Source organism: Sedimenticola hydrogenitrophicus (genome assembly GCF_025175675.1).
Classification (GTDB): domain Bacteria; phylum Pseudomonadota; class Gammaproteobacteria; order Chromatiales; family Chromatiaceae; genus Sedimenticola; species Sedimenticola hydrogenitrophicus.
Genome location: NZ_JANIOA010000016.1, coordinates 36,994 through 56,470 on the forward strand (window position 1 = coordinate 36,994; position 19,477 = coordinate 56,470).

General features: G+C 57.6%; 18 protein-coding genes. 6 read left to right on the forward strand and 12 right to left on the reverse strand.

Annotated features, from left to right (window positions below; genetic code table 11):
- Positions 1-9: 9 nt before the first annotated feature.
- The 5 genes from fliM to NPX02_RS10540 form a co-directional block, all read right to left on the reverse strand.
- Positions 10-1,020 carry a flagellar motor switch protein FliM gene (fliM, locus tag NPX02_RS10520; protein ID WP_260293505.1) on the reverse strand — a complete coding sequence of 337 codons (1,011 nt, stop codon included), beginning with the start codon at positions 1,018-1,020 and terminating at the stop codon, positions 10-12.
- A 4-nt stretch (positions 1,021-1,024) separates the two neighbouring features.
- Positions 1,025-1,537: a flagellar basal body-associated FliL family protein gene (locus NPX02_RS10525; RefSeq protein WP_260293506.1), complete on the reverse strand. Its 513-nt coding sequence runs from the start codon at positions 1,535-1,537 to the stop codon at positions 1,025-1,027.
- A gap of 444 nt (positions 1,538-1,981) precedes the next feature.
- Positions 1,982-2,668, reverse strand: a complete 687-nt coding sequence (locus tag NPX02_RS10530; protein ID WP_260293507.1) for a zinc metallopeptidase — start codon at positions 2,666-2,668, stop codon at positions 1,982-1,984.
- A gap of 3 nt (positions 2,669-2,671) precedes the next feature.
- Positions 2,672-3,964, reverse strand: a complete 1,293-nt coding sequence (locus tag NPX02_RS10535) for an MFS transporter (RefSeq protein ID WP_260293508.1) — start codon at positions 3,962-3,964, stop codon at positions 2,672-2,674.
- Between the two features lie 24 nt (positions 3,965-3,988).
- Entirely contained in the window at positions 3,989-6,796 is a 2,808-nt protein-coding gene (locus tag NPX02_RS10540; protein WP_260293510.1) for an ATP-binding protein, read from the reverse strand.
- Positions 6,797-7,054: 258 nt separating this feature from the next.
- On the opposite strand from NPX02_RS10540, the gene NPX02_RS10545 reads away from it, so the two are divergent.
- The 3 genes from NPX02_RS10545 to NPX02_RS10555 all read left to right on the forward strand — a co-directional run bounded on the left by NPX02_RS10545 (position 7,055) and on the right by NPX02_RS10555 (position 10,460).
- The gene (locus NPX02_RS10545) at positions 7,055-9,373 is read left to right on the forward strand and encodes a response regulator (protein WP_260293511.1); all 2,319 of its coding nucleotides are present in this window, start codon (positions 7,055-7,057) and stop codon (positions 9,371-9,373) included.
- A gap of 15 nt (positions 9,374-9,388) precedes the next feature.
- A complete protein-coding gene (locus tag NPX02_RS10550; protein ID WP_260293512.1) occupies positions 9,389-10,072 on the forward strand; it encodes a Crp/Fnr family transcriptional regulator in 684 nt (227 codons plus the stop codon).
- Between the two features lie 199 nt (positions 10,073-10,271).
- Positions 10,272-10,460, forward strand: coding sequence for a YgaP family membrane protein (locus NPX02_RS10555; RefSeq protein ID WP_260293513.1), 189 nt, complete (start codon positions 10,272-10,274; stop codon positions 10,458-10,460).
- Positions 10,461-10,487: 27 nt separating this feature from the next.
- Here the strand turns inward: NPX02_RS10555 and NPX02_RS10560 are convergent, their stop codons facing one another.
- From NPX02_RS10560 to NPX02_RS10575, 4 genes are all read right to left on the reverse strand, one after another.
- Positions 10,488-11,546, reverse strand: coding sequence for an AI-2E family transporter (locus NPX02_RS10560; protein WP_260293514.1), 1,059 nt, complete (start codon positions 11,544-11,546; stop codon positions 10,488-10,490).
- A 26-nt stretch (positions 11,547-11,572) separates the two neighbouring features.
- Positions 11,573-11,920: a hypothetical protein gene (locus tag NPX02_RS10565; protein ID WP_260293515.1), complete on the reverse strand. Its 348-nt coding sequence runs from the start codon at positions 11,918-11,920 to the stop codon at positions 11,573-11,575.
- 44 nt (positions 11,921-11,964) lie between these two features.
- Complete coding sequence (locus NPX02_RS10570; protein WP_260293516.1) at positions 11,965-12,879, reverse strand: selenium metabolism-associated LysR family transcriptional regulator; 915 nt, start codon at positions 12,877-12,879, stop codon at positions 11,965-11,967.
- 177 nt (positions 12,880-13,056) lie between these two features.
- Positions 13,057-13,980 (reverse strand): hypothetical protein, encoded by a 924-nt coding sequence (locus tag NPX02_RS10575; protein ID WP_260293517.1) that lies wholly within the window; start codon positions 13,978-13,980, stop codon positions 13,057-13,059.
- A 289-nt stretch (positions 13,981-14,269) separates the two neighbouring features.
- On the opposite strand from NPX02_RS10575, the gene NPX02_RS10580 reads away from it, so the two are divergent.
- Entirely contained in the window at positions 14,270-15,511 is a 1,242-nt protein-coding gene (locus tag NPX02_RS10580; RefSeq protein WP_260293518.1) for an OmpP1/FadL family transporter, read from the forward strand.
- A gap of 122 nt (positions 15,512-15,633) precedes the next feature.
- Here the strand turns inward: NPX02_RS10580 and dsrE2 are convergent, their stop codons facing one another.
- The 3 genes from dsrE2 to NPX02_RS10595 all read right to left on the reverse strand — a co-directional run bounded on the left by dsrE2 (position 15,634) and on the right by NPX02_RS10595 (position 16,870).
- Positions 15,634-16,113, reverse strand: a complete 480-nt coding sequence (gene dsrE2 / locus NPX02_RS10585; protein WP_260293519.1) for a sulfur carrier protein DsrE2 — start codon at positions 16,111-16,113, stop codon at positions 15,634-15,636.
- Positions 16,114-16,156: 43 nt separating this feature from the next.
- Positions 16,157-16,387 carry a sulfurtransferase TusA family protein gene (locus NPX02_RS10590; RefSeq protein WP_260293520.1) on the reverse strand — a complete coding sequence of 77 codons (231 nt, stop codon included), beginning with the start codon at positions 16,385-16,387 and terminating at the stop codon, positions 16,157-16,159.
- A 162-nt stretch (positions 16,388-16,549) separates the two neighbouring features.
- Positions 16,550-16,870, reverse strand: a complete 321-nt coding sequence (locus NPX02_RS10595; RefSeq protein ID WP_260293521.1) for a rhodanese-like domain-containing protein — start codon at positions 16,868-16,870, stop codon at positions 16,550-16,552.
- A gap of 446 nt (positions 16,871-17,316) precedes the next feature.
- Here NPX02_RS10595 and cysG point away from each other — a divergent pair, with 446 nt between their 5' ends.
- On the forward strand, positions 17,317-18,750 hold the full coding sequence (gene cysG / locus NPX02_RS10600; RefSeq protein ID WP_260293522.1) for a siroheme synthase CysG: 1,434 nt from the start codon (positions 17,317-17,319) through the stop codon (positions 18,748-18,750).
- A 57-nt stretch (positions 18,751-18,807) separates the two neighbouring features.
- The gene (ubiT, locus tag NPX02_RS10605; RefSeq protein ID WP_260293523.1) at positions 18,808-19,356 is read left to right on the forward strand and encodes a ubiquinone anaerobic biosynthesis accessory factor UbiT; all 549 of its coding nucleotides are present in this window, start codon (positions 18,808-18,810) and stop codon (positions 19,354-19,356) included.
- The last annotated feature ends 121 nt before the right edge of the window (positions 19,357-19,477 follow it).

Below are 19,477 nucleotides of genomic sequence, written 5' to 3' on the forward strand. Positions count from 1 at the left end.
AACCGTTGATCAGGATTCATTCAGCAGATCCTGCAGTCCTATATGTTTTGGTGGGTCAATCCATTTCTCGATCTTGATCCCGTAGTACCCATCCGAGACACCCACCCTTCCGGAGAAGATCGGCACATCGGCCGCGGCCACCTCGACCACCTGCGGGATATCCACCGGTATCACATCGCCCTTCTTCAATCTGGCGAGCTCCTGCATGGTCAGGGTGGTCTCGCAAAACACCGTGGAGAGCTCGACCGACACGCCCATGATCTCGTCCTTCAGGGCAACCAGCCAACGCTCATCCTTGTCACCGCGGTCCGACTGCACGCCGGCGTCCAGCAGATCCCGGATCGGTTCGATCATTGAGTAGGGCATGCAGATATGCATATCGCCGCCACCGGCTTCGAGATCGATATGGAATGAAGTGACCACCACCACCTCGGACGGGCTCACGATATTGGCGAACTGTGGATTGACCTCCGAGCCGACGCATTCGAATTTCAGCGGCAATACCGGTTTCCATGCTTCGTGCAGATCACTGAATGCGAGATTCAGCAGCATCTGCACCACCCGCAACTCCGTGGGAGTGAAATCGCGGCCTTCAATCTTGGTATGAAAACGGCCGCTGCCACCAAAGAAGTTGTCCACCACGCTGAACACCAGCTTGGGATCCAGGACAAACAGCCCCTTGCCCTTGAGCGGGGCGACCTTCACCAGATTCAGGCTGGTTGGAACGAACAGGCTATGCACAAACTCGGAGAATTTGAGCATCTGCACGCCCGACACGGAGATATCGGCCGAACGCCGCAGCATATTGAACAGACTGGTGCGGAAATAGCGGGCGAACCGCTCATTCACCATCTCCAGCGTGGGCAGGCGACCACGGACGATTCTGTCCTGGCTGGCGAAATCGTAGGAGCGGGCCTCGCCATCCAGCAGGTCATCCGCCTCGGTATTGATATCGCCGTCATCGACACCGTGCAGCAGCGCGTCGATTTCGTCTTGTGAGAGCAGGTCACTGGCAGCCATGGTTTTATTGCATCACAAAGGAGGTAAAGAACACGGCCTCGATCTCACCCGGCCCTTTCTGGTCCTTCAATATCTGGTTGATCGTGTTGAAGGCTTCCGCCTGGAGCTTCTCTTTTCCTTTCCTGTCGCGCAGCACCGCATCCTGTTGATTGCCGAACAGCGACAACAGGTTATGCCGCACCATCGGATCATTGTATTTGATAAACTCAATCAGGGCGGGGTCACGGGCCATCACCTGCACACCGATCTGGAGCATTTTTGCCTTGCCGCCCGGGGGTAGATTGACGACAAAAACCGGATTCAACGGGTGATAGAGGGCCGGGCGCTGCTCCTCGACCACTTCCGCTGCCGCTTCATCCGTCGACTCTTCGTCTCCGCCGATGAAAAACCAGCCCACGCCGAGACCGATCACCAGCAGCAGGACCACACCGGCTATTATGATGATCAGCTTCTTTTTTGATCCGCCGCTGTTTTCCGCACCCAGATCAAGATCTTCATCTTCCTGTTTTTTTGCCACAAACTGTTCCTCGCATAAGCCCGAACCAACCTATGCAATAGGCATACCATTTATTAATTGATGATTTTTTATTTAATTTTCAAATAGTTATTATTTTTAATCGACAAGCGACAAAGAATTGACTGCCGGCAGGCCCGCCACAAGGCAAAAAAATGGCAGCCACGCCGCCGGGAACCCGCCCGCAACAGCACATGATACTTAGGGCTCGCGCAAGAATAATTCCATAGTACCGAGGGCGTTCCTGGACCCCGCTGCCAAGGCACGCTTTGCAGGCAATGGCTGGGAACGGCTTGGGCGGGCGCTGAAAACGGGGCCGGATTCGAGGAAACAGCCATCGTGTGAGGCCGCTCCTGGGCATCCCTGCCCCCGCGGCATTAGTGAATCCGTTCACGTCGCCGGCGAGGCAGGCCAATCACCCTATGAGTAGTTTCTGAAAAAGTAGATTTAATGCCGCAAGAAACGCATCCAGCGCCAGAAATTGAGCAGGCCGGCCAGGGAGGCGGCCAGGTAGGTGAGGGAGCAGGCCCGCAGGATGGTCCTGGCCGCGGGTAGTTGCTTCTTGTCCAGATAACCCGATTCCAGCAGCGGCATGGCCCGCCCGAAACTGGCATCCCACTCAACCGGCAGGGTCACCAGTTGCACCAATAGCCCCACTCCCAGGGTAGCCACGGCCGCCAGGAACATCAGGGCACCCGCCGCCGGGGCCTTGGTGATCAGCGTCAGCACCGGGACCGCGAACAACAGAAACGAACCGAGACGCTCCGTCACCAGGGCAATCTTCACCAGACGCATGCGCCAGCGGAACGGCCCATACCCCAGGGCGTGCTGGATGGCATGCCCCACTTCGTGGGCAGCCGTCACTACCGCCGTCAGGGTCCGGCCATCCAGGTTATCCGGGGTGAGGCGGACACATCGGGTCACCGGGTCATAGTGATCGCCCTGCCCCGCGGCCGCGGCCCCCACCCCAACCTGATCCAGGGAGAGCCTGCCCAGCAGATGGGACGCCAACTCACCCCCGGTGCCGGGAAACCGCCCGTCTTCCCGGCTATGCCGGGCTAGAACCGACCTGACCCACCACTGCGGTCCCAGAATAAGGAGTATCAACACGATAAAAAGGATGACGAACTGCATCACTCACTCTTCCAGTAGCCGGGCCTGAGCCCTTGCCGCCGTTTCGTCCACCCGCTTGAGCAGCAGGGCACCGGCCACGAACAGCACCGCCACGGCGAGAATGGAAAGCCTGGGACTCCCCGTTGCCACACTGACCATTCCCATCAGCAGCGGGCCCAACACGGCAGCGAACTTTCCCAACATATTATAGAAGCCGAAGAACTCGGCCGGCTTATCCACCGGGATAAGCCGGGCATAGAACGACCGGCTGAGGGCCTGAATCCCCCCCTGGACCAGACCGACCGCCACCGCCAGCAGATAAAACTCCCACACCTGACTCATCTGATAGGCCCAGAGGATGATCACCAGATAGACGCCGATGCCAACAAAAATGCCCTGCCGCGGACCGAAGCGCTCGCCCAGCCGTCCGAACAGCAGCGCCGCCGGAAAGCCGACAAACTGGGTGATCAGCAGCGCCACAATCAGATCATTGGCATCAAAGCCGAGGGCCAGGCCATAATCCACCGCCATCCTGATGATGGTATCCACGCCATCGATATAGAGCCAATAAGCGACCAGAAACAGTCCCGCCTGACGCAACAGCCTCAGCCGCGAGAAGGTGTAGCGCAGCTGCTGCACCCCGGCCCTGATACCGGTCAGCCAGCCGCGGGTGGTGGAGACCACCGGTTCGGGCACGAACAGCAGCACGGGCAGGCTGAAGACCGCCCACCAGATCGCCACCATCAGGAATGAGGCCTTCACCGCGGCGGCCGCATCGGCCAGACCAAACAGCGGCGGATCGAGCGTCATCCAGACGTTGACGGCAAACAGGATACCGCCCCCCAGATAGCCCAGGGCGTAACCGAAGGAGGAGACCATGTCCAATTCCGGTTCCGTAGCCACCTCGATCAACAGCGCATCATAGAACACGTTGCTGCTGGAAAATCCGATCACTGCCAGGGTATAGAGCGCCAGTGCCAGCATCCATCCACCGGCGGCCACCAGGTAGAGGCTGCCGGTCATGATGATCCCCATTATGGCGAAAAAGAGCAGGAACCGTTTACGCGCGCTCCCGCGGTCGGCGATGGCACCCAGCAGCGGTGCCAGCAGCACGACCACCATGCTGGCGAGGGCATTGAAACTCCCCAGCATGAAGGTGCTCTCGCCGGCATCCAAACCGCTGGCCCAGTACTGCTTGAAGAATAACGGAAAAAAGCCGGCCATCACGGTCGTCGCGAAGGCGGAATTGGCCCAGTCATACAGGCCCCATGAGACAACCCGCCGACTCTTCCAGACTGCGTTCCTGTGCTGCGTCACACGCGCTCCATTGATCTGGCTCCGTCAGCTCAAACCCTGCTCGCACGCCTCGCGCAGGACGCTGCCGGCCGCATCGAAGGATTGATTCAATTGTTCAAATGCGCCGGTCACGGCGGCGAGATCCCCCTGCCGGGCGGCCAGTTCCATGCGCCGGGCCAGGGCGGAGAGTTTCATCGCACCGACATTGGCGCTGCTCGATTTCAGCGAATGGGCTGGCAGAATCACCTGCTGGGTATCCCCATCCAGAATACCCGCCTCTATCTCGCGGATCAGTCCCGGCGCCGCATCGAGATAGCTGATCAGCAGGTCGCTGAAATCGTCGACCATAATCTCATACAGCTCTTCGAGAACGGCTCTGTCGACCTCGATCTCCGACCGATCCCCGTCGGCGGCATGAATGGATGCCGCGGCAGACCGCTTCCCAATACGCGGATCAGGCTCTATCTCCCGGCTCTCCGCCGCCCGCGCCTCCGGCTCACTCCGGGGCAGCCACCGGCTGAGCATCAGGCGCAGGGTCGCGGGCATGACCGGCTTGGAAAGATAATCATCCATACCCGCCTCCAGGCACTTCTCGCAATCCCCTTCCATGGCATTGGCGGTCATGGCGATAACCGGCAGGCGCGCCAGCCCCCGGGTCACTTCGCGCAGGCGAATTGCCCGGGTCGCTTCATAGCCGTCCATACGCGGCATCTGGCAGTCCATCAGGATCAGGTCGTAGTGCTGCTGATCAATTGCGCGCAGCGCGGCCAGGCCATCCGCGGCCACATCGCACGTCAACCCCAGGCGCAGCAGCATCTTTTTCGCCACATTGAGATTGATCAGATTGTCCTCGACAATCAGCACATGGCCCATCAGCTGTATCTCATCGGCAGACGGCATCTCTGCCGCGATCGATTCAACCGGTACGGTCTCCGCCCACGACTGTCCCTGCCCATCGGCATAAAAAAACTGGTTGGCGAGCTTCTCCTCGCCCTGCTCCCGGCTCGCCCCTGCCTCGCTCTGTACATCCATCACTCGACAGAGGGCACGGTACAGATCGCTCTTTTTCACCGGCCGGCCCAGCGTCGCATCCAGCCCCAGCCGGGTAGCGGAACGGGGAGTCTGGCCGATGGCGAGCCTTTTCAGGCCAGCCAGTACCGCCTCGCCATTGAGCTCTTGCAGAAAACCCTGCAGTCGACCTCCCAGGGACTTGCTGTCGATCACCAGCAGTTCATAGGCCCAGCTCTCACCCAGGCTTGCTGTCGATACCAGTTTAGCCAACGCGTCCATGGTGCCATCCGCACCTTGATAAAGGACGCCCCACTCAGCCAGATATTGCCCGATCTTCTCTGCGTGGCGGTCGTTATCGTCGAGCACCAGGACCCGCAGTCCCTGTAGCGAGCGGCGTTCGGCCGGCATATCCCGCAAGGACTTGCGCAGCGGCACCACGAACCAGAATACCGAGCCCTTGCCCACCTCCGACCTGACCCCGATCTTGCCGTCCATCAGCTCCACCAGCCGGCGCGAGATCACCAGCCCAAGCCCGGTTCCCCCGTGTTTCCGGGTGGTCGAGGCATCGGCCTGGTTAAACGAGCGGAACAGTCGTGCCTGGATCTCTTCGCTGATGCCGACCCCACTGTCCCTGATGGTAAAGATCACCTCGACATGCTTCCTGCCGCGGCCCCGGCAGGCCGCCTCCACCACGACACTCCCCCGGGGGGTGAACTTGATGGCGTTACTGACCAGATTGGTCAACACCTGGCGTAATCTGATGGGATCCCCGCGGACCACCGCGGGCAGATCCGCCGCGACCCGGTAATCCAGCTCCAGTCCCCGCCGCTCAGCGCTCTTGGCCATCATCGCCACCACCGATTCAACCAGCTCGCGCAGGTTCAGCTCAATCGATTCCAGATCAAGCTTTCCCGCCTCTATTTTCGAGAAGTCGAGGATATCGTTAATAATGCTCAGCAGGTGATGGGAAGAGTTCAGCGCGGTAGCGACGATCTGCCGCTGCTCCCGGTTCAGGGTCGTTTCGCGCAGAATCTCCAGCAGCGGCACGATACCGTTCAGCGGCGTGCGGATTTCATGGCTCATGATCGCCAGAAATTCGCTCTTCACCATGTTGGCAGTCTCCGCCGCCTCTTTGGCCAGGTAGAGTTTCTGTTCGACATCACGCCGCCGCTCATCCTGGTCACTGAGCCGGGAGTGCAGACCGTCCATCTTCCGCCGCGCCAGATTAAGCTTTCCACTCACATTCTGCTTGCCGGCCCGCAGTCGGGCAATAATGCCGAAGAGCACCGAAAAGGCCATGGCCACCAGGCCCAGGCCCAGCACAACCGCCAACAGCACCGAGATGCTTGCGCCGGAGGGCCAGAACCGGCTGGCGGTGAACACCCATAACAGGGCTGCCAGGAAACCGGCTATAAACAGCAGCAGCGTCAGCTCCAGCGCCGACGACAGCATGATCGACAGCAGCGTGCTGGCACCGATGGCGAGCAGGATGAGCAGCCCGGCATCCGTCTGCTGGAGCGGCAGGACGTAGGCGGTAATGGCGCCCCAGAGGAGACCTGACAGCAGGGTGGCAGGCAGCGGAAAATATACCCAGGAGCTGATTCCGGCGATTTCCGGTTTGCACCGGTACCAGGCATACCAGAGCCCAAGGTGCGCGACGCCGACCAGCAGCAAGCCTCCCGAGAGAACGCCTATCGGCCCACTGCCGACTCTGCCGTTCAGCCAATAGACCAGCCCCGCCAGCAGAAGGGTGGCGAGCCCGGCAAAACCGAGGCCAGCGTAGAACAGGCGGACCCGCTCCAGGGTGATCAATCGCGTCCTGATTATTGTGTGCTCTGACATGCTGTTTCCGGGGTGCCTCCGGCGGGCATCCACACGCATTAAAACAACCAAATTATCGCCGGCGATGCAATCCCCGGTACCGCGCAGGGCGGAAACCGCCTATCTTACACCGACACACCGCTTCCGCAGTTGCACAATGCAGAGACGCCGGCAATTGTTCACAAAGGCTGTCAAGAAGACCATTTTATGCAAAACTGGCGGTTATGATCCTTGCCCTGATTCCGGTCAGCATACACTGTATCCCAAGGAACCGAATATATGTCCGAGCAACAACAGAAAGAGCATGAACTCAAAGCCGCGTTCATTCAGCATCTTCCTGAACGGATTAACAGTATCGGCAACGACTGGGGCCGCCTCTCCCGCGACCCATGGGATGATCAGCTGCGCAAAAAATTGTGCCGGAAATTGCAGAATCTTACCGGTTCCTGCGGAAGCTTTGGGCTGATCAACCTGAGTGAGAGCAGCTTTTCACTGGAAGTCTACCTCGGCGCATTCGGCGATTCGGACAATCGCCCCACCAGCGAACAGCAGTTGACCGTGAACACCCTGATTGCGGCGATCAGACATGAATCCGAGTTGCTACACAGCAAATCCGGGATCGAGCGCCCGGTGAACCTGCTGATCTATCTGCTGAGCGGCAATGAACAACTGGCACCCGGCCTGAGCGGCATGCTTGAACAACAGGGCTGCACCCTCCTCAGCTTCAACCAGGCCGATGATGTGGAGGGGGAGATACAGCGGCGACTGCCGGATGTACTGATCATCGATGACCGCTTTCTGCCCCGGATGGCCCAACTCAATCGCGAACTGGCCATCCAACAGGAACGGCACCACAAACAGGTGGGCCTGATCTGCCTGAGCCAGAGCCGCGATCTGGAACAACGGCTGCTGGCGTTGCGCAGCGGCGTGGACGCCTACTACATGACACCGGTCAACACCCGGGAGCTGTGTGACAGGGTGATGGAACTAGCCTCACCCAAAGCCGACCGTTACCGTATCCTGATTGTGGAGGATGACCCGTCACAGGCGGATTTTGCCGCCTCCATTCTCGGCAAGAGCGGCATGAAGACACAGGTCCTCACCGACCCGCTGAAAGTGATCGAGGCACTGGATAAATTTCGTCCAGACCTGATTCTGATGGACCTCTATATGCCCAACGCGAACGGCATCGAGCTGACCACCATCATCAGGGAACATCCCGATGGCGTCACCACGCCGATTGTTTTCCTCTCCGGCGAGCTGAACACCGACAAGCAGCTGCATGCCCTGAGCGTTGGCGCTGATGATTTCCTCAGCAAGCCGATCCGCCCGCGGCACCTGATCAACACCATCACCAACCGGGTGCAGCGCGCCCGGATACTCGAAAAACGGCATCATCCCCCCAGTTCGCGTGACCAGCTGACCGGACTCTATAACCGTCGCTATTTCTACGAGCAACTGGATCGCATTACCGCCCAGGCACCGGATCGCGGGACAACCGGTGGTGTCTTGCATATCTCACTGAAGCAGGCTGGCCACACCCGCCCCGACCATGAAAGCCTTCTCGCAAAAATGGGGAGCCAGGTCAGTGGGCAGCTGGAAGACCAGGATATCGCCGCATGCATAGATGCGGAAAGCTTCGCTGTTCTGGTCATGCGGCCACACCCGAAGAATGTGATCGCCCTGGCCGAAAAACTTGCCCATAAACTTCTCGGCTTAAAAGATGCGGCTATGCCGCCCCCCAAAATAGGGATCGCCATCCTTGACAGGCAACCGACCAGCGCCGCCGAGCTGATGGCGAACGCGGCGACCGCCTGCCAGGAGATACAGGACAGCCAACAGCAGGTAAAGCTGTATCAAGAGAGGGGTCACAGCACCGCCCAGGCGGAAGCGGGACAGCTGCCCCACCTGTTCAGACAAGCGCTGGACAATAACGGCTTTCAGCTCTATTTCAGAACACTGGAGCAGCCGCGGAAGAGCGGGACTGAAGCGTATGAACTGAAACCGCGTCTGCAACTTGCCGATGGCAGACAGCTGGGCAGCCCGGAGCTGCTGTCATTGGCCGATGAGGAGGGGCTCGGCACCCGGTTCAGTCAATGGCTCATCGAGCGCGCCCTGAACATACTGGAAGAGAAACGGGCCGAAGGAAAAAACAGCCTGTTCTTCGTGGAGCAATCATCCGAGTCGATCTTCCAGGGCACCCTCGGCGGCTGGCTCAGGGATCAGTTGCGGACCCGGCAGATGGTGGGTGTCGGTCTGGTATGTGAATATCGAATTGCCGAGTTGAGTGTCGATCTGAAGCACGCACGACAGCATTTTTCACAACTCCAGGAGATGGGTATCAAGATCTCGCTGGCGCGCTTTGGCGCCAATAGCACCGCCATCAAAGTCCTGCAGTATCTGAAGGCCGACTACGTCCGGCCGGCGGGTCCGGTATTGCGGGCGGAGAAGCGTGAGATAGCCGGAATCGTGGAGCAGATCCACGGTGCCAATGCGGGCGTGGCATTGCCTGCCTCGGTCGATCCAAAATCAATCACACCCTGCTGGCTGGAACTCGCCGACCTTGCACCACCGACCTCGGGCATCACCAATCCCTGATGCCGGGAACAACTTATGACAATCGATAATCAGAAACGCGCTGCCATGACGCAGCAACTCCGCTTTCTCGCCCAGGCGGATGATCCATTCAGCCGGCACTTCTTCGAAAAAGCCGTTTTTACAACCCTGAATAAGGGGCAGTACGTCTGCCATGAGGGCAGCAGTTGCAGTCATCTGGCGATCATGCTGAATGGTACAGCGCGGGTCTACAAACTGGGTGAAAACGGCAAGGAGATCACCCTGTATCGGGTGGATCCGGGTGAGAGCTGTGTTCTCACCGCCTCCTGCATACTCAGCGAAGTGCCCTTTCCCGCGATTGCCGTATGTGAAACCGCGGTCGAAGCGGTGGTAATTCCGGCCGGAGACGTTCAAAAATGGTTATCCGAATCGATAACCTGGCGCAACTACATCTTCGGGCTGGTCGCCACCCGGCTGACCAATATCATCAATGTGGTTGAGGACGTGGCTTTCAGGCGCATGGACAAACGCATTGCCGAGCACCTGTACAAAAGAACGGACAGAACCAGCCATCTCCTGCTGGCAACCCACCAGGAGATCGCCTCCGAGCTCGGCACATCAAGGGAAGTGGTCAGCAGAATCCTGAAGGAGTTCGAGCTGGAGGCCATTATCAGGGTGACGCGCGGCTCCATCGAACTCCTCGACCCGGAAAAACTCGACCGGAGACGGTGCGAAATATAGCAGGACCGTAACTACTCACCCGGATTGGAAGTGATTGGCCTACCTTGCCGGCCAATCTCCCCCGTGAGTAGTTACACCGGACCGACCATCGCAACCCCTGTGTGACTTAGTCACAGACATCGCCAGATCAACGGCCTATCCTGCACCACTGTGAATGGGGCTCCGCCCCGGATAGAAACTGACTTGACGGGAGATTGAGATGAAAAAGAATGTGGGTAGTATCGACAGAGGACTTCGGGCAGTGGTAGGCATTGGACTGGTAGCCTGGGGTATTGCAACCCAGAACTGGTGGGGGGCCATCGGCATCATCCCCTTGTTCACCGCGGCCATCGGCTGGTGTCCGGCCTACCTGCCGTTTGGCCTGAGCAGCTGCAGGACCAAAACCTAAAGACCGCTCGGCGCAGGGTATTGCCGCTCAACCCGAGGGCAATACCTTGCTCGGCCAGGATCGGATAACCGCCTGCACCAGCGTTGCCAGCGGAATCGCAAAAAACACTCCCCAGAACCCCCAGAGTCCGCCGAACACCAGGATCGCCACTATAATGGCTACGGGGTGGAGATTCACCACCTCGGAGAACAGCAACGGTACCAGGACATTGCCATCCAGCGCCTGGATCACGAAATAGGCGACACTGAGCCAGATAAAATCGTTACCCCAGCCCCACTGGAACCAGGCGATCAGGATCACCGGAAAGGTGACCACCGCCGCGCCTATATAGGGGATGATGACCGAAAGCCCCACCAGCACCGCCAGCAGCATGGCATACTGCAGCCCCATGAAGGTGAAGGTGAAAAAGCTGACCGAACCAACGATGATGATCTCCCAGAATTTGCCACGCACATAATTGGCAATCTGCTCATCCATGTCCCGCCACACGGAGCCGGCAAAAGTCCGGTTGCTCGGCAGCAGACCGAGCGCCCAGTCGAGAATGACCCGCTTGTCCTTGAGAAAGAAAAACACCAGCAGCGGCATCAGGATGAGATAGACCAGCAGGGTGATAATCCCCACCACGGAAGAGAGGGAGAGGGAGACCACCTGTTGACCAAAGGTGGCGATCTCACCCCGCAATATGGTGAATATCTCCTGCACCTGCGCGGCCGAAATGATATCCGGGTATCTTTCCGGTAGCCGCATCAACAGTTTCTGACCCTCGCCAATCATCGTGGGAATCTGCTGGAACAGCTGCGTCACCTGACGCGAGAGTTCCGGCAACAGCACAAACAGGATCAGAATGACGAACAGCAGAAAGGCGATAAACACGACCAGTACCGCAGTAAACCGCGGCACCTTCATGCGCTCGATCTTCCCCGCCAGCCCCTCCAGCAGATAGGCAATCACCGCACTCGCCAAAACCGGGGTAAGCATCTCCCCCATGGTGATGATGATGGCGAAGCAGGCCACCAGAAACAGGGCAAGAAAAATCACCTCTGGATCGGAAAAGTGTCGCTTGAACCAATCTGTCAGTAATTGCATCCGGATAGGCCTATTGAAGGTTCTTGTTATTGCTCACGCTGTTTTGACACAAGCTCCTGGTGATGGCGCTCAAACAGCGCCTCCAGATCGTCGATCACTTCATTGGCACTGCGTCCATGCATGATATGGGCCGTCATCAGGGACGAGGTTTCCGTCAACAGGGCGGACCTGTCCAGCATGTGATAACTTTCGGAAAGTCGCTTGATAGCCGCAACGACGCTCTCGACCTCGGGCCGGGGGATCGGCTTCGGTTCCAGCACGGGCGGCGATCCGGTCGTTTCGGACGCCGGCCCGGAACGCTGCAGCAGAAACTCGGCGAATGCCAACAGGCTCAGCCTGTCCGGTTCACTCAGCGCTGAGTACAGCTTAAGCAACTTCCGGTCATCATCCGAAAGTTTCTTCCTGGGCAGCAACATATTCAGTCTATACAGTCGCTCTTGTGCTCCGCACAATACTTCTGTGCGAACTCCAGCAACTCCTCCATCACCCGGGCGCGGAATTTTTGCTTCTGGTGGACAAATGAGAAGGGTCTCTCCAGTCCCGGTTCGAGGTTGATGGCCACCAGGGTCCCCAATTTCAGCTCCTTCTGAATAGTCGCGCGGGAGACCACGGAGATACCCATACCCGCTTCCACGGCACCCTTGACCGCTTCCGGACTCCCCAGCTCCATGGAGATATTCAACTCTTCGACATTCTCCTTGATCTGGGCGAGATATTCATTAATCACCTCCCGGGTTCCCGAGCCCTCTTCCCGGCAGATGAAGGGATATTTCACCAGGTCCTCGTAGGTCAGCGTGCTGCGCTGCGCCTCGGGATGACCCGGCGGGACAATGGCCACCAGTTGATCCACCTTGCAGATCTCCACCACCAGGTTTTTATTGGCCACGGGGGCTTCAACCACACCCAGGTCTATCGTGTTGTTCTCCACCATGGAGACGATACCCTCGGTATTGGAGACCTTCAGGTGGATATTGACATCCGGATACTTCACCTTGAAGTCACCGAGTAACGCCGGCAGCATATATTCGGCAATGGTGGTACTTGCGCCGATGGTGAGGGAGCCGCTGATCTCCCCGGTCATGGCGCGGACGGAATTTTCCATCTCGGCATAGAGTTCAAAAATCTTCGCCGCATACTCGTAAACATGCGCCCCCGCATCCGTCAGGCTGATGCGATTATGCGTGCGGTCAAACAGGCGGGTATTGAAGTAATCCTCCAGCTGCCTGACCTGAAAAGTCACTGCCGGCTGGGTCATATGAAGAGATTCAGCCGCCTTGGTGAAGCTGAGCAACCGTGCCACGGTATGAAACACCTGAAGTCTGCGATCGGCCATGTGATATCCCCATAGATACGATTGGTAATAAAATCTTTTTATAGCATACAAATCCTTGAAAAGGCGAATTATTTTAGAACATGATAATTCTTTAAAGTACCCGGAAAGGCATCCCGCTCTCCCGACCGGTTGCATACCCGGAGCAGCACCTCCAATAGCACGCCATTAGCGCGCTTTTCAACTCCCATCCAGTAGTGAGCGCAAGGAGTTTTCGATCGCTCCGGGAACCCGGATCATAGCCGTGAAACTGTACCTCCCGGTGCGTTCCAGATCGGGAAAATCCAGGGGTAGCCTGAATCGCGGGTGCAAGACGAAAACCGCTCCCTGACGCACCACCAGGGTATAGGGGAAACGCGGCGTATGTTTTAACGGCCGGATATCCACTGCAGAAATGACGGCCCGATCACTGCCCTCGCCTTCTGTCAGCGAGAGCCCGAACAGGGTGGTGTCGGCGTCGTCCAGGTCGATCCTGAAAACCGCGCCGATGCCGCCTCTGCGGGCGGCCAACCCCCGCTCCACCGCCGCAAGAGCCCGGGCGTGACTGCCGAATCGGCCCAGGTGAAGGAAGTCATCAAACTGCTCCATGCCGGACGCATAACGATAGCTGGCCAGCGCTGTGGCCGACAGCCCCTCCGCCCCGAAGGTCTCCTGTTCACCCAGGATGCGCTTGAGCTGCAATCTAACCGGTTCAAGATCACCACTTATCCTGAAGGCATGCTGCTGATAGGCCGGATTGGTGTAGGCGACCTGAATCTTTCCTTCAACCCGGCTGATGCCGATCCGCTGGGGGACCGCAAACAGCGTCCCCACCTGCTGCCGCGCCAGCCGCTTCAGGTAGGCATTGGTAACCACCAGCACGTGTCGATCGGCAACAGGGGAGTATTCACCCAGCAACTGAAACCCACCGCCCGTCAACGCCTCCTTCAACTCAATAACCGTCTTCACCATATCGCCCTGCACATTGGACGACAAGACATAGGGGCGCAGCAATGCATCATCGGCCAGTGCGGGGAACGCGAGACCCCAGACGATTACTGACCGGGAGAAAATTCTGCATAGTGCCGAGAGAGTCATTCCATTACCCGCTTCGATAATTTTCACCACATCATGCACCCATCATCCGATGAGATCGATCTTTTCCATCGGCCGGACAGACGCCGTATCCATTTTTATGCGCTATATCAATACCGGGTAACCCCCCACCGGATATGATATGCAGGACTGTTTCAAACAGTTGTGTAATTAAAAGCAGGATGCTAGATTTCGTCGGATAATAATATAAACGGTCGAAATCGCCCCCTAATAATATCGGCCACCAGGTCAGGGAACTGATCGAATTTTACTTTTAGGCCATACAAGGCCGTTGACCAACTTACGGGGAATTCAATAGATGAAGAAACTTGCGCTTGTCTCGGCAATCTCCCTGGCTGCTAGCGGCCAGGCGATGGCGGCTGCCTATAAACTGCCCGAATCATCCATCAATGCAACAGCACTATCCGCCGCTTATGTTGCCAATGCGCATGGCGCCGATGCCTCGTACTATAATCCGGCAGCCATGGTCTTCAGTGAAGAGCAGCGCGCATCGATTGAAGCGGATCTTACTCTGGTTCATCTCACATCAATCAATCTAACCAGCACCAACCTCGGCACCGATGCCACCAAAACCGAGAACATCCCGGTACCGACGTTTCACTACATCAGCCCAGCTATGGACAATATGCGTTTTGGTCTCTCTGTGGTAGCTCCGGGTGGCCTGAGTAAACGCTGGAAGGGTATTGGCAAGACATTTGCCGAAGAGTTTACCCTGGAAACAATTGAGCTCAATCCGACCATCAGCTTCAAAGTCAATGACCGGTTCTCTATAGGCGGTGGGTTGCGAGCCATTTTTAGTAGCGGGGTGGTAAAAAGCAGTGATCAAGGGGTCATCCCCGTAATTAGCCCATCGCGCGATTTAAAAGGTGACTCCTGGGACTTTGGTTACAACCTGGCGTTCCATTTCGAGCCCACCGAACAACTCAAGCTCTCCGCAACCTATCGTTCCAAGGTTGATCTAACCGTTGAAGGCAATGCAACACTATCGGATACAGTGGCACTACCGACCATCTATACCCCGGCGAGCGTGGAGATTCCTATACCGGCCAGCCTCAGCCTGGCGGCCGCATACGACGTGACCCCCGACACCACGATGGAACTGGTATTGGAAAGAACCTACTGGTCGGCTTATAAAGAACTCGACTTCGAGTACCCCGCCTCCGTCGGCGGCTACACTGCACTGTTCGACAATCCTTCCGCCAAAAACTGGAAGGACAGCAACACAATCCGTATTGGCGTGACCCACCAGGTCAATCCCAAATTGACCATGATGGCCGGTTTCGCCTATGACGAAACGCCGGTGCCAGAGGCCTATGCCGGCTTCGAACTGCCCGATTCCGATGCAAAGATATTCTCTGTGGGTGCCAGATATAACTACTCTGACGACCTTTCTATCGGCGCCGCCCTGCTTTATGACCAGAAAAAGAAGCTGGCTATTGACGCAGGTGAGAGTACCAATCCATTCCTCAGTGGTGGCAGTCAAACATTTGAGGATGCCCGCGCCTATCTCCTTACCGTGGGACTGGAATATAAATTCTAGACAGTCATCCAACCACTGGCGAGATCCAAATACCGGGAGACCTCCCGGTATTTTTTATTGTACAGGCAGATAAAAAAAGCCGCGCTCCTTCCGGAGCGCGGCCTTTTCAGACTACAACCACCTTAGATATAAAGACAGATATCGCTTTCGCCGGCGAACTCGAAGAAACGGGCGGCACCCGCATATTCGATGCCGTCGATGAAATCGGCCGTATCCATATCAAACAGATCCACCGTCATCTGGCAGGCGATCAACCTGACTTCCGCCTCCTGACACAGCTCGCGCAGCTCTTCCAGACTGGCGACACCTTTGTCGGCCATCTTCTTTTTCATCATCATGGTCATCACGGACTGCATGCCCGGCAACGCCGTGCCCAGAACCGGGAACCATTTGTCCATGCCCAGTGGCATCGGCATGCCCGGATTACCCAGCGGGGTCACCTGCAGGTCCAGTTTCTTGCGCAACAGCTGAAGGCCGTAAAAAGTGAAGAAAATCTCCACTTCATAGCCAAGCGCGGCGGCCGTTGATGAAAGAATAAAGGGCGGATAGGCCCAGTCCAAAGAACCTTTGGTTGCGATAATGGCTAATTTCTTTGTTTCCATCTGAAAACCCTCCAGTGGATAAGGCTTGATCCGGTCAGACGAATCAGGATTTTTTGATCAGAAAGTGGAATTTGCCGCCTTCTTCGCGAGACTCCAGCAGCGAGTTGCCGGTCTGCTTGGAAAACGCCTCGAAATCTTTGACCGAACCGGGATCGGTTGCGATGATATGCAGAATCTTGCCGGACTCCATCGCGGTCAGACTCTTCTTTGCGCGCAAAATGGGCAGCGGACAATTCAGGCCGCTTGCATCCAATTCGTCGTCAAAATCAGCCATGGTAAACCTCCAGAATATTGTGTTTCGTTGTAAGAAAATCAGTCGTACCTTATATTCTAATTGTCAACCAAACGCAAGCCTGCTCCCTGAATGACAGCTGATCCGTGCGTCGTCCTGATGTCTGGTTGAAACCGCGGAATCGCGCTCCTTGTTACGATAAAATCACCCGTTGGCAACTATACGATAGCCGTTGCGTGCCCAGTCGATGATGCCTCCACGCAGGTTGATCACGTTGTCGAACCCCTGCTGCTTCAGATACATACAGGCATGATAAGAGCGGGCACCACTGCGGCAGTAGAGCACGATCTCCTTGTCCGGGGATAATTCTGTGATCTTGAGTGGGATCAGATGCATCGGCAGATGGGTCGAGCGCGGCAACATGCCACCCACTACCTCTGCCTCGCTACGGATATCCAGCAGATAAATATCTTCATTGGCCGCCAGTTTGCTTTCGAGCTCCTGGGAATTGATCTCTTTAACCACGGGTCGCACTCTTGTGATGATTAACCTAGTTATTTAGTATATTATAGATTTGCTAATATATACAAGTTTAGGAGTCTGTCGGGCTTGACCGATCGTAGCGAGGGAAAGTCGGTTTGTTCCGCACATCCCTGTGCTTCACCCCTTCGGGGTTTGCACGTCAATCGCTCCAGGCGATTGAATGAGCCAGATTTTTCGATCTTTCGAGGCCAGCAGTGGTGCAGGGATGCACCGTTTACGGACCTAAGGATGGAATAGTGGACCTATTAAACGAAAAAGATCGGAAAATATGGCCAAATCCGGCTTTTCCGCAGTAGATCAGCGTTAAGTCCGACAGACTCCTAGAGTGGTTATTGTTCCACTCCGGACCACATGTTAGAGTTCCGCCTCATTGCGCTGGACAAGCCATTCAGGCTCACGGACTCAAACACCGCTTACGAAGGTAACCGATGGATTTCTTTCCCATTTTCCTCGATATAAAAAACAGCACAAGCCTGGTGGTTGGCGGGGGTAACGTGGCCGCCAGAAAAGTGGCACTGCTGTTGAAGGCGCAGGGTAAGATCCGGGTCATTTCACCCGAACTCTGTTCCGACTTGAAGGCCACACTGGAAAAAGGGCTGATTGAGTACACCGCCCGGGAGTTCCAGAGTCAGGACCTGGATGATGTCTGTCTGGTGATTGCCGCCACCGCTGATCCGGAGGTGAATCGGCAGGTCTCAGAAGTAGCCCGCAGCCGGCATCTGCCGGTCAATGTGGTGGATCAGCCGGAACTCTGTTCCTTTATCACGCCCTCGATCATAGACCGCTCCCCGGTGGTTGCCGCCATCTCGACCGGCGGTGCCTCTCCGGTACTGGCGCGAATCATCCGCAGCCGGCTGGAGACCCTGATTCCCGCGGGTTACGGTCGCCTGGCGGAGTTGGCCAATCGTTTCCGTGACCGCGTCAAGGCCCGTTTCCAGGACCCCACGGATCGCCGGCTATTCTGGGAAAAGGTGTTACAGAGCGGGGTGGCCGAGCGGGTCTTCTCCGGTCATATGGAAGAAGCGGATGCCGGCATGGAGCGGGCGCTGGAGAGTACCGAATCCACAGGGGGTATGGGCGAAGTCTATCTGGTAGGCGGGGGACCGGGCGACCCGGACTTGCTCACCTTCCGCGCCCTGCGCCTGATGCAACAGGCCGACGTGGTGGTCTATGACCGGCTGGTCGCCGCGCCTGTCCTGGAACTGACCCGGCGTGACGCCGAGCGGATCTATGTCGGCAAGGAACGGGATCATCACGCCATGCGCCAGGAGGAGATCAACCAGCTGCTGGTGGACCTGGCAAAAAAGGGCAAACGGGTGGTCCGTCTCAAGGGGGGCGACCCCTTCATCTTCGGTCGCGGCGGCGAGGAGATCGACACCCTCTCGGCGGAAGGCGTGCCGTTTCAGGTGGTACCCGCCATTACCGCGGCCTCCGGCTGCGCCGCCTACTCCGGCATTCCCTTGACACACCGGGATTACGCGCAGTCCGTCACCTTCGTCACCGGGCACCTGAAAGACGGCTCCATCAATCTCAACTGGGGACAACTCGCCCAGCCGCACCAGACCGTGGTGTTCTATATGGGGCTGGTGGGGTTGCCGGTGATCGTCCAGAAACTGATCGAACATGGGGTATCGCCGGAAATGCCCATCGCCCTGATCCAACAGGGCACCACCGAAAAACAGAAGGTCTTCACCGGTACCCTGAGCAGTATACAGGCAATCGTTGATCGGGAGCGGCCCAAGCCCCCCACCCTGATCATTGTCGGCGAAGTGGTGCAGCTTCAGGAAAAACTGAGCTGGTATAAGACGCCTGACGTTCCCCGAAGCGGCGCCACCTCCCCGGTCGGCCCCGCCCTCGGCTGAACGCGGCAGCCAGGCCCCCGAAAATCAACCGCGAGTCAGCAGACCATTGGTATTATCATGAATAACGTACCCCCCATTCCCGGAAACCCCCATCTGCCGGCACCGCTGGCACTGCCGCTCAGCCTGGTGCCGGGCACCACCTACAGTCAGGTGATGGTCAAGCTGCTGAACCGGCTGTTTACCCCGGAGCTGGCGGATGGCGAGCTGGACTTTCTGGAAGGCAAGGTGATGCGTGTGGATGTGCTGGACGCCCGACTCCATTTCAGTATCACCCTACGGGACGGTGTCCTGGCCGCCGCAGAGAACAACAGACCGCATGACCTGAGCATCGAGGGATCGATTTACGATTTCCTGCTGCTCGCCACCCGGCGTGAAGATGCCGACACCCTGTTTTTCAATCGCCGTCTGCGGCTCGGTGGCGACACCGAACTGGGGCTCTACGTGAAGAACTTCCTCGACGCCCTGGAGTTGGACGAACGCATCGGCCCGTTCCTGAAGCTGATGAACGGCGTCACCACCCTGATCGGACGGATCCCCACCCTGCCACGCCCCAGACTGCCAAAGCCGAGACTGCCTTTTCCCGGTCTGGGACGCCGTAGCCGGTAACCGCCTCCCCCTATAGCAAAGGAGGCGGTAACTACTCACCCGGTCTGTAAGTGATTGGCCTGCCTTGTTGGCCTGCCTTGTTGGCCGATCTTGACGGCGCCCATAAGACGCCCTGTGACTG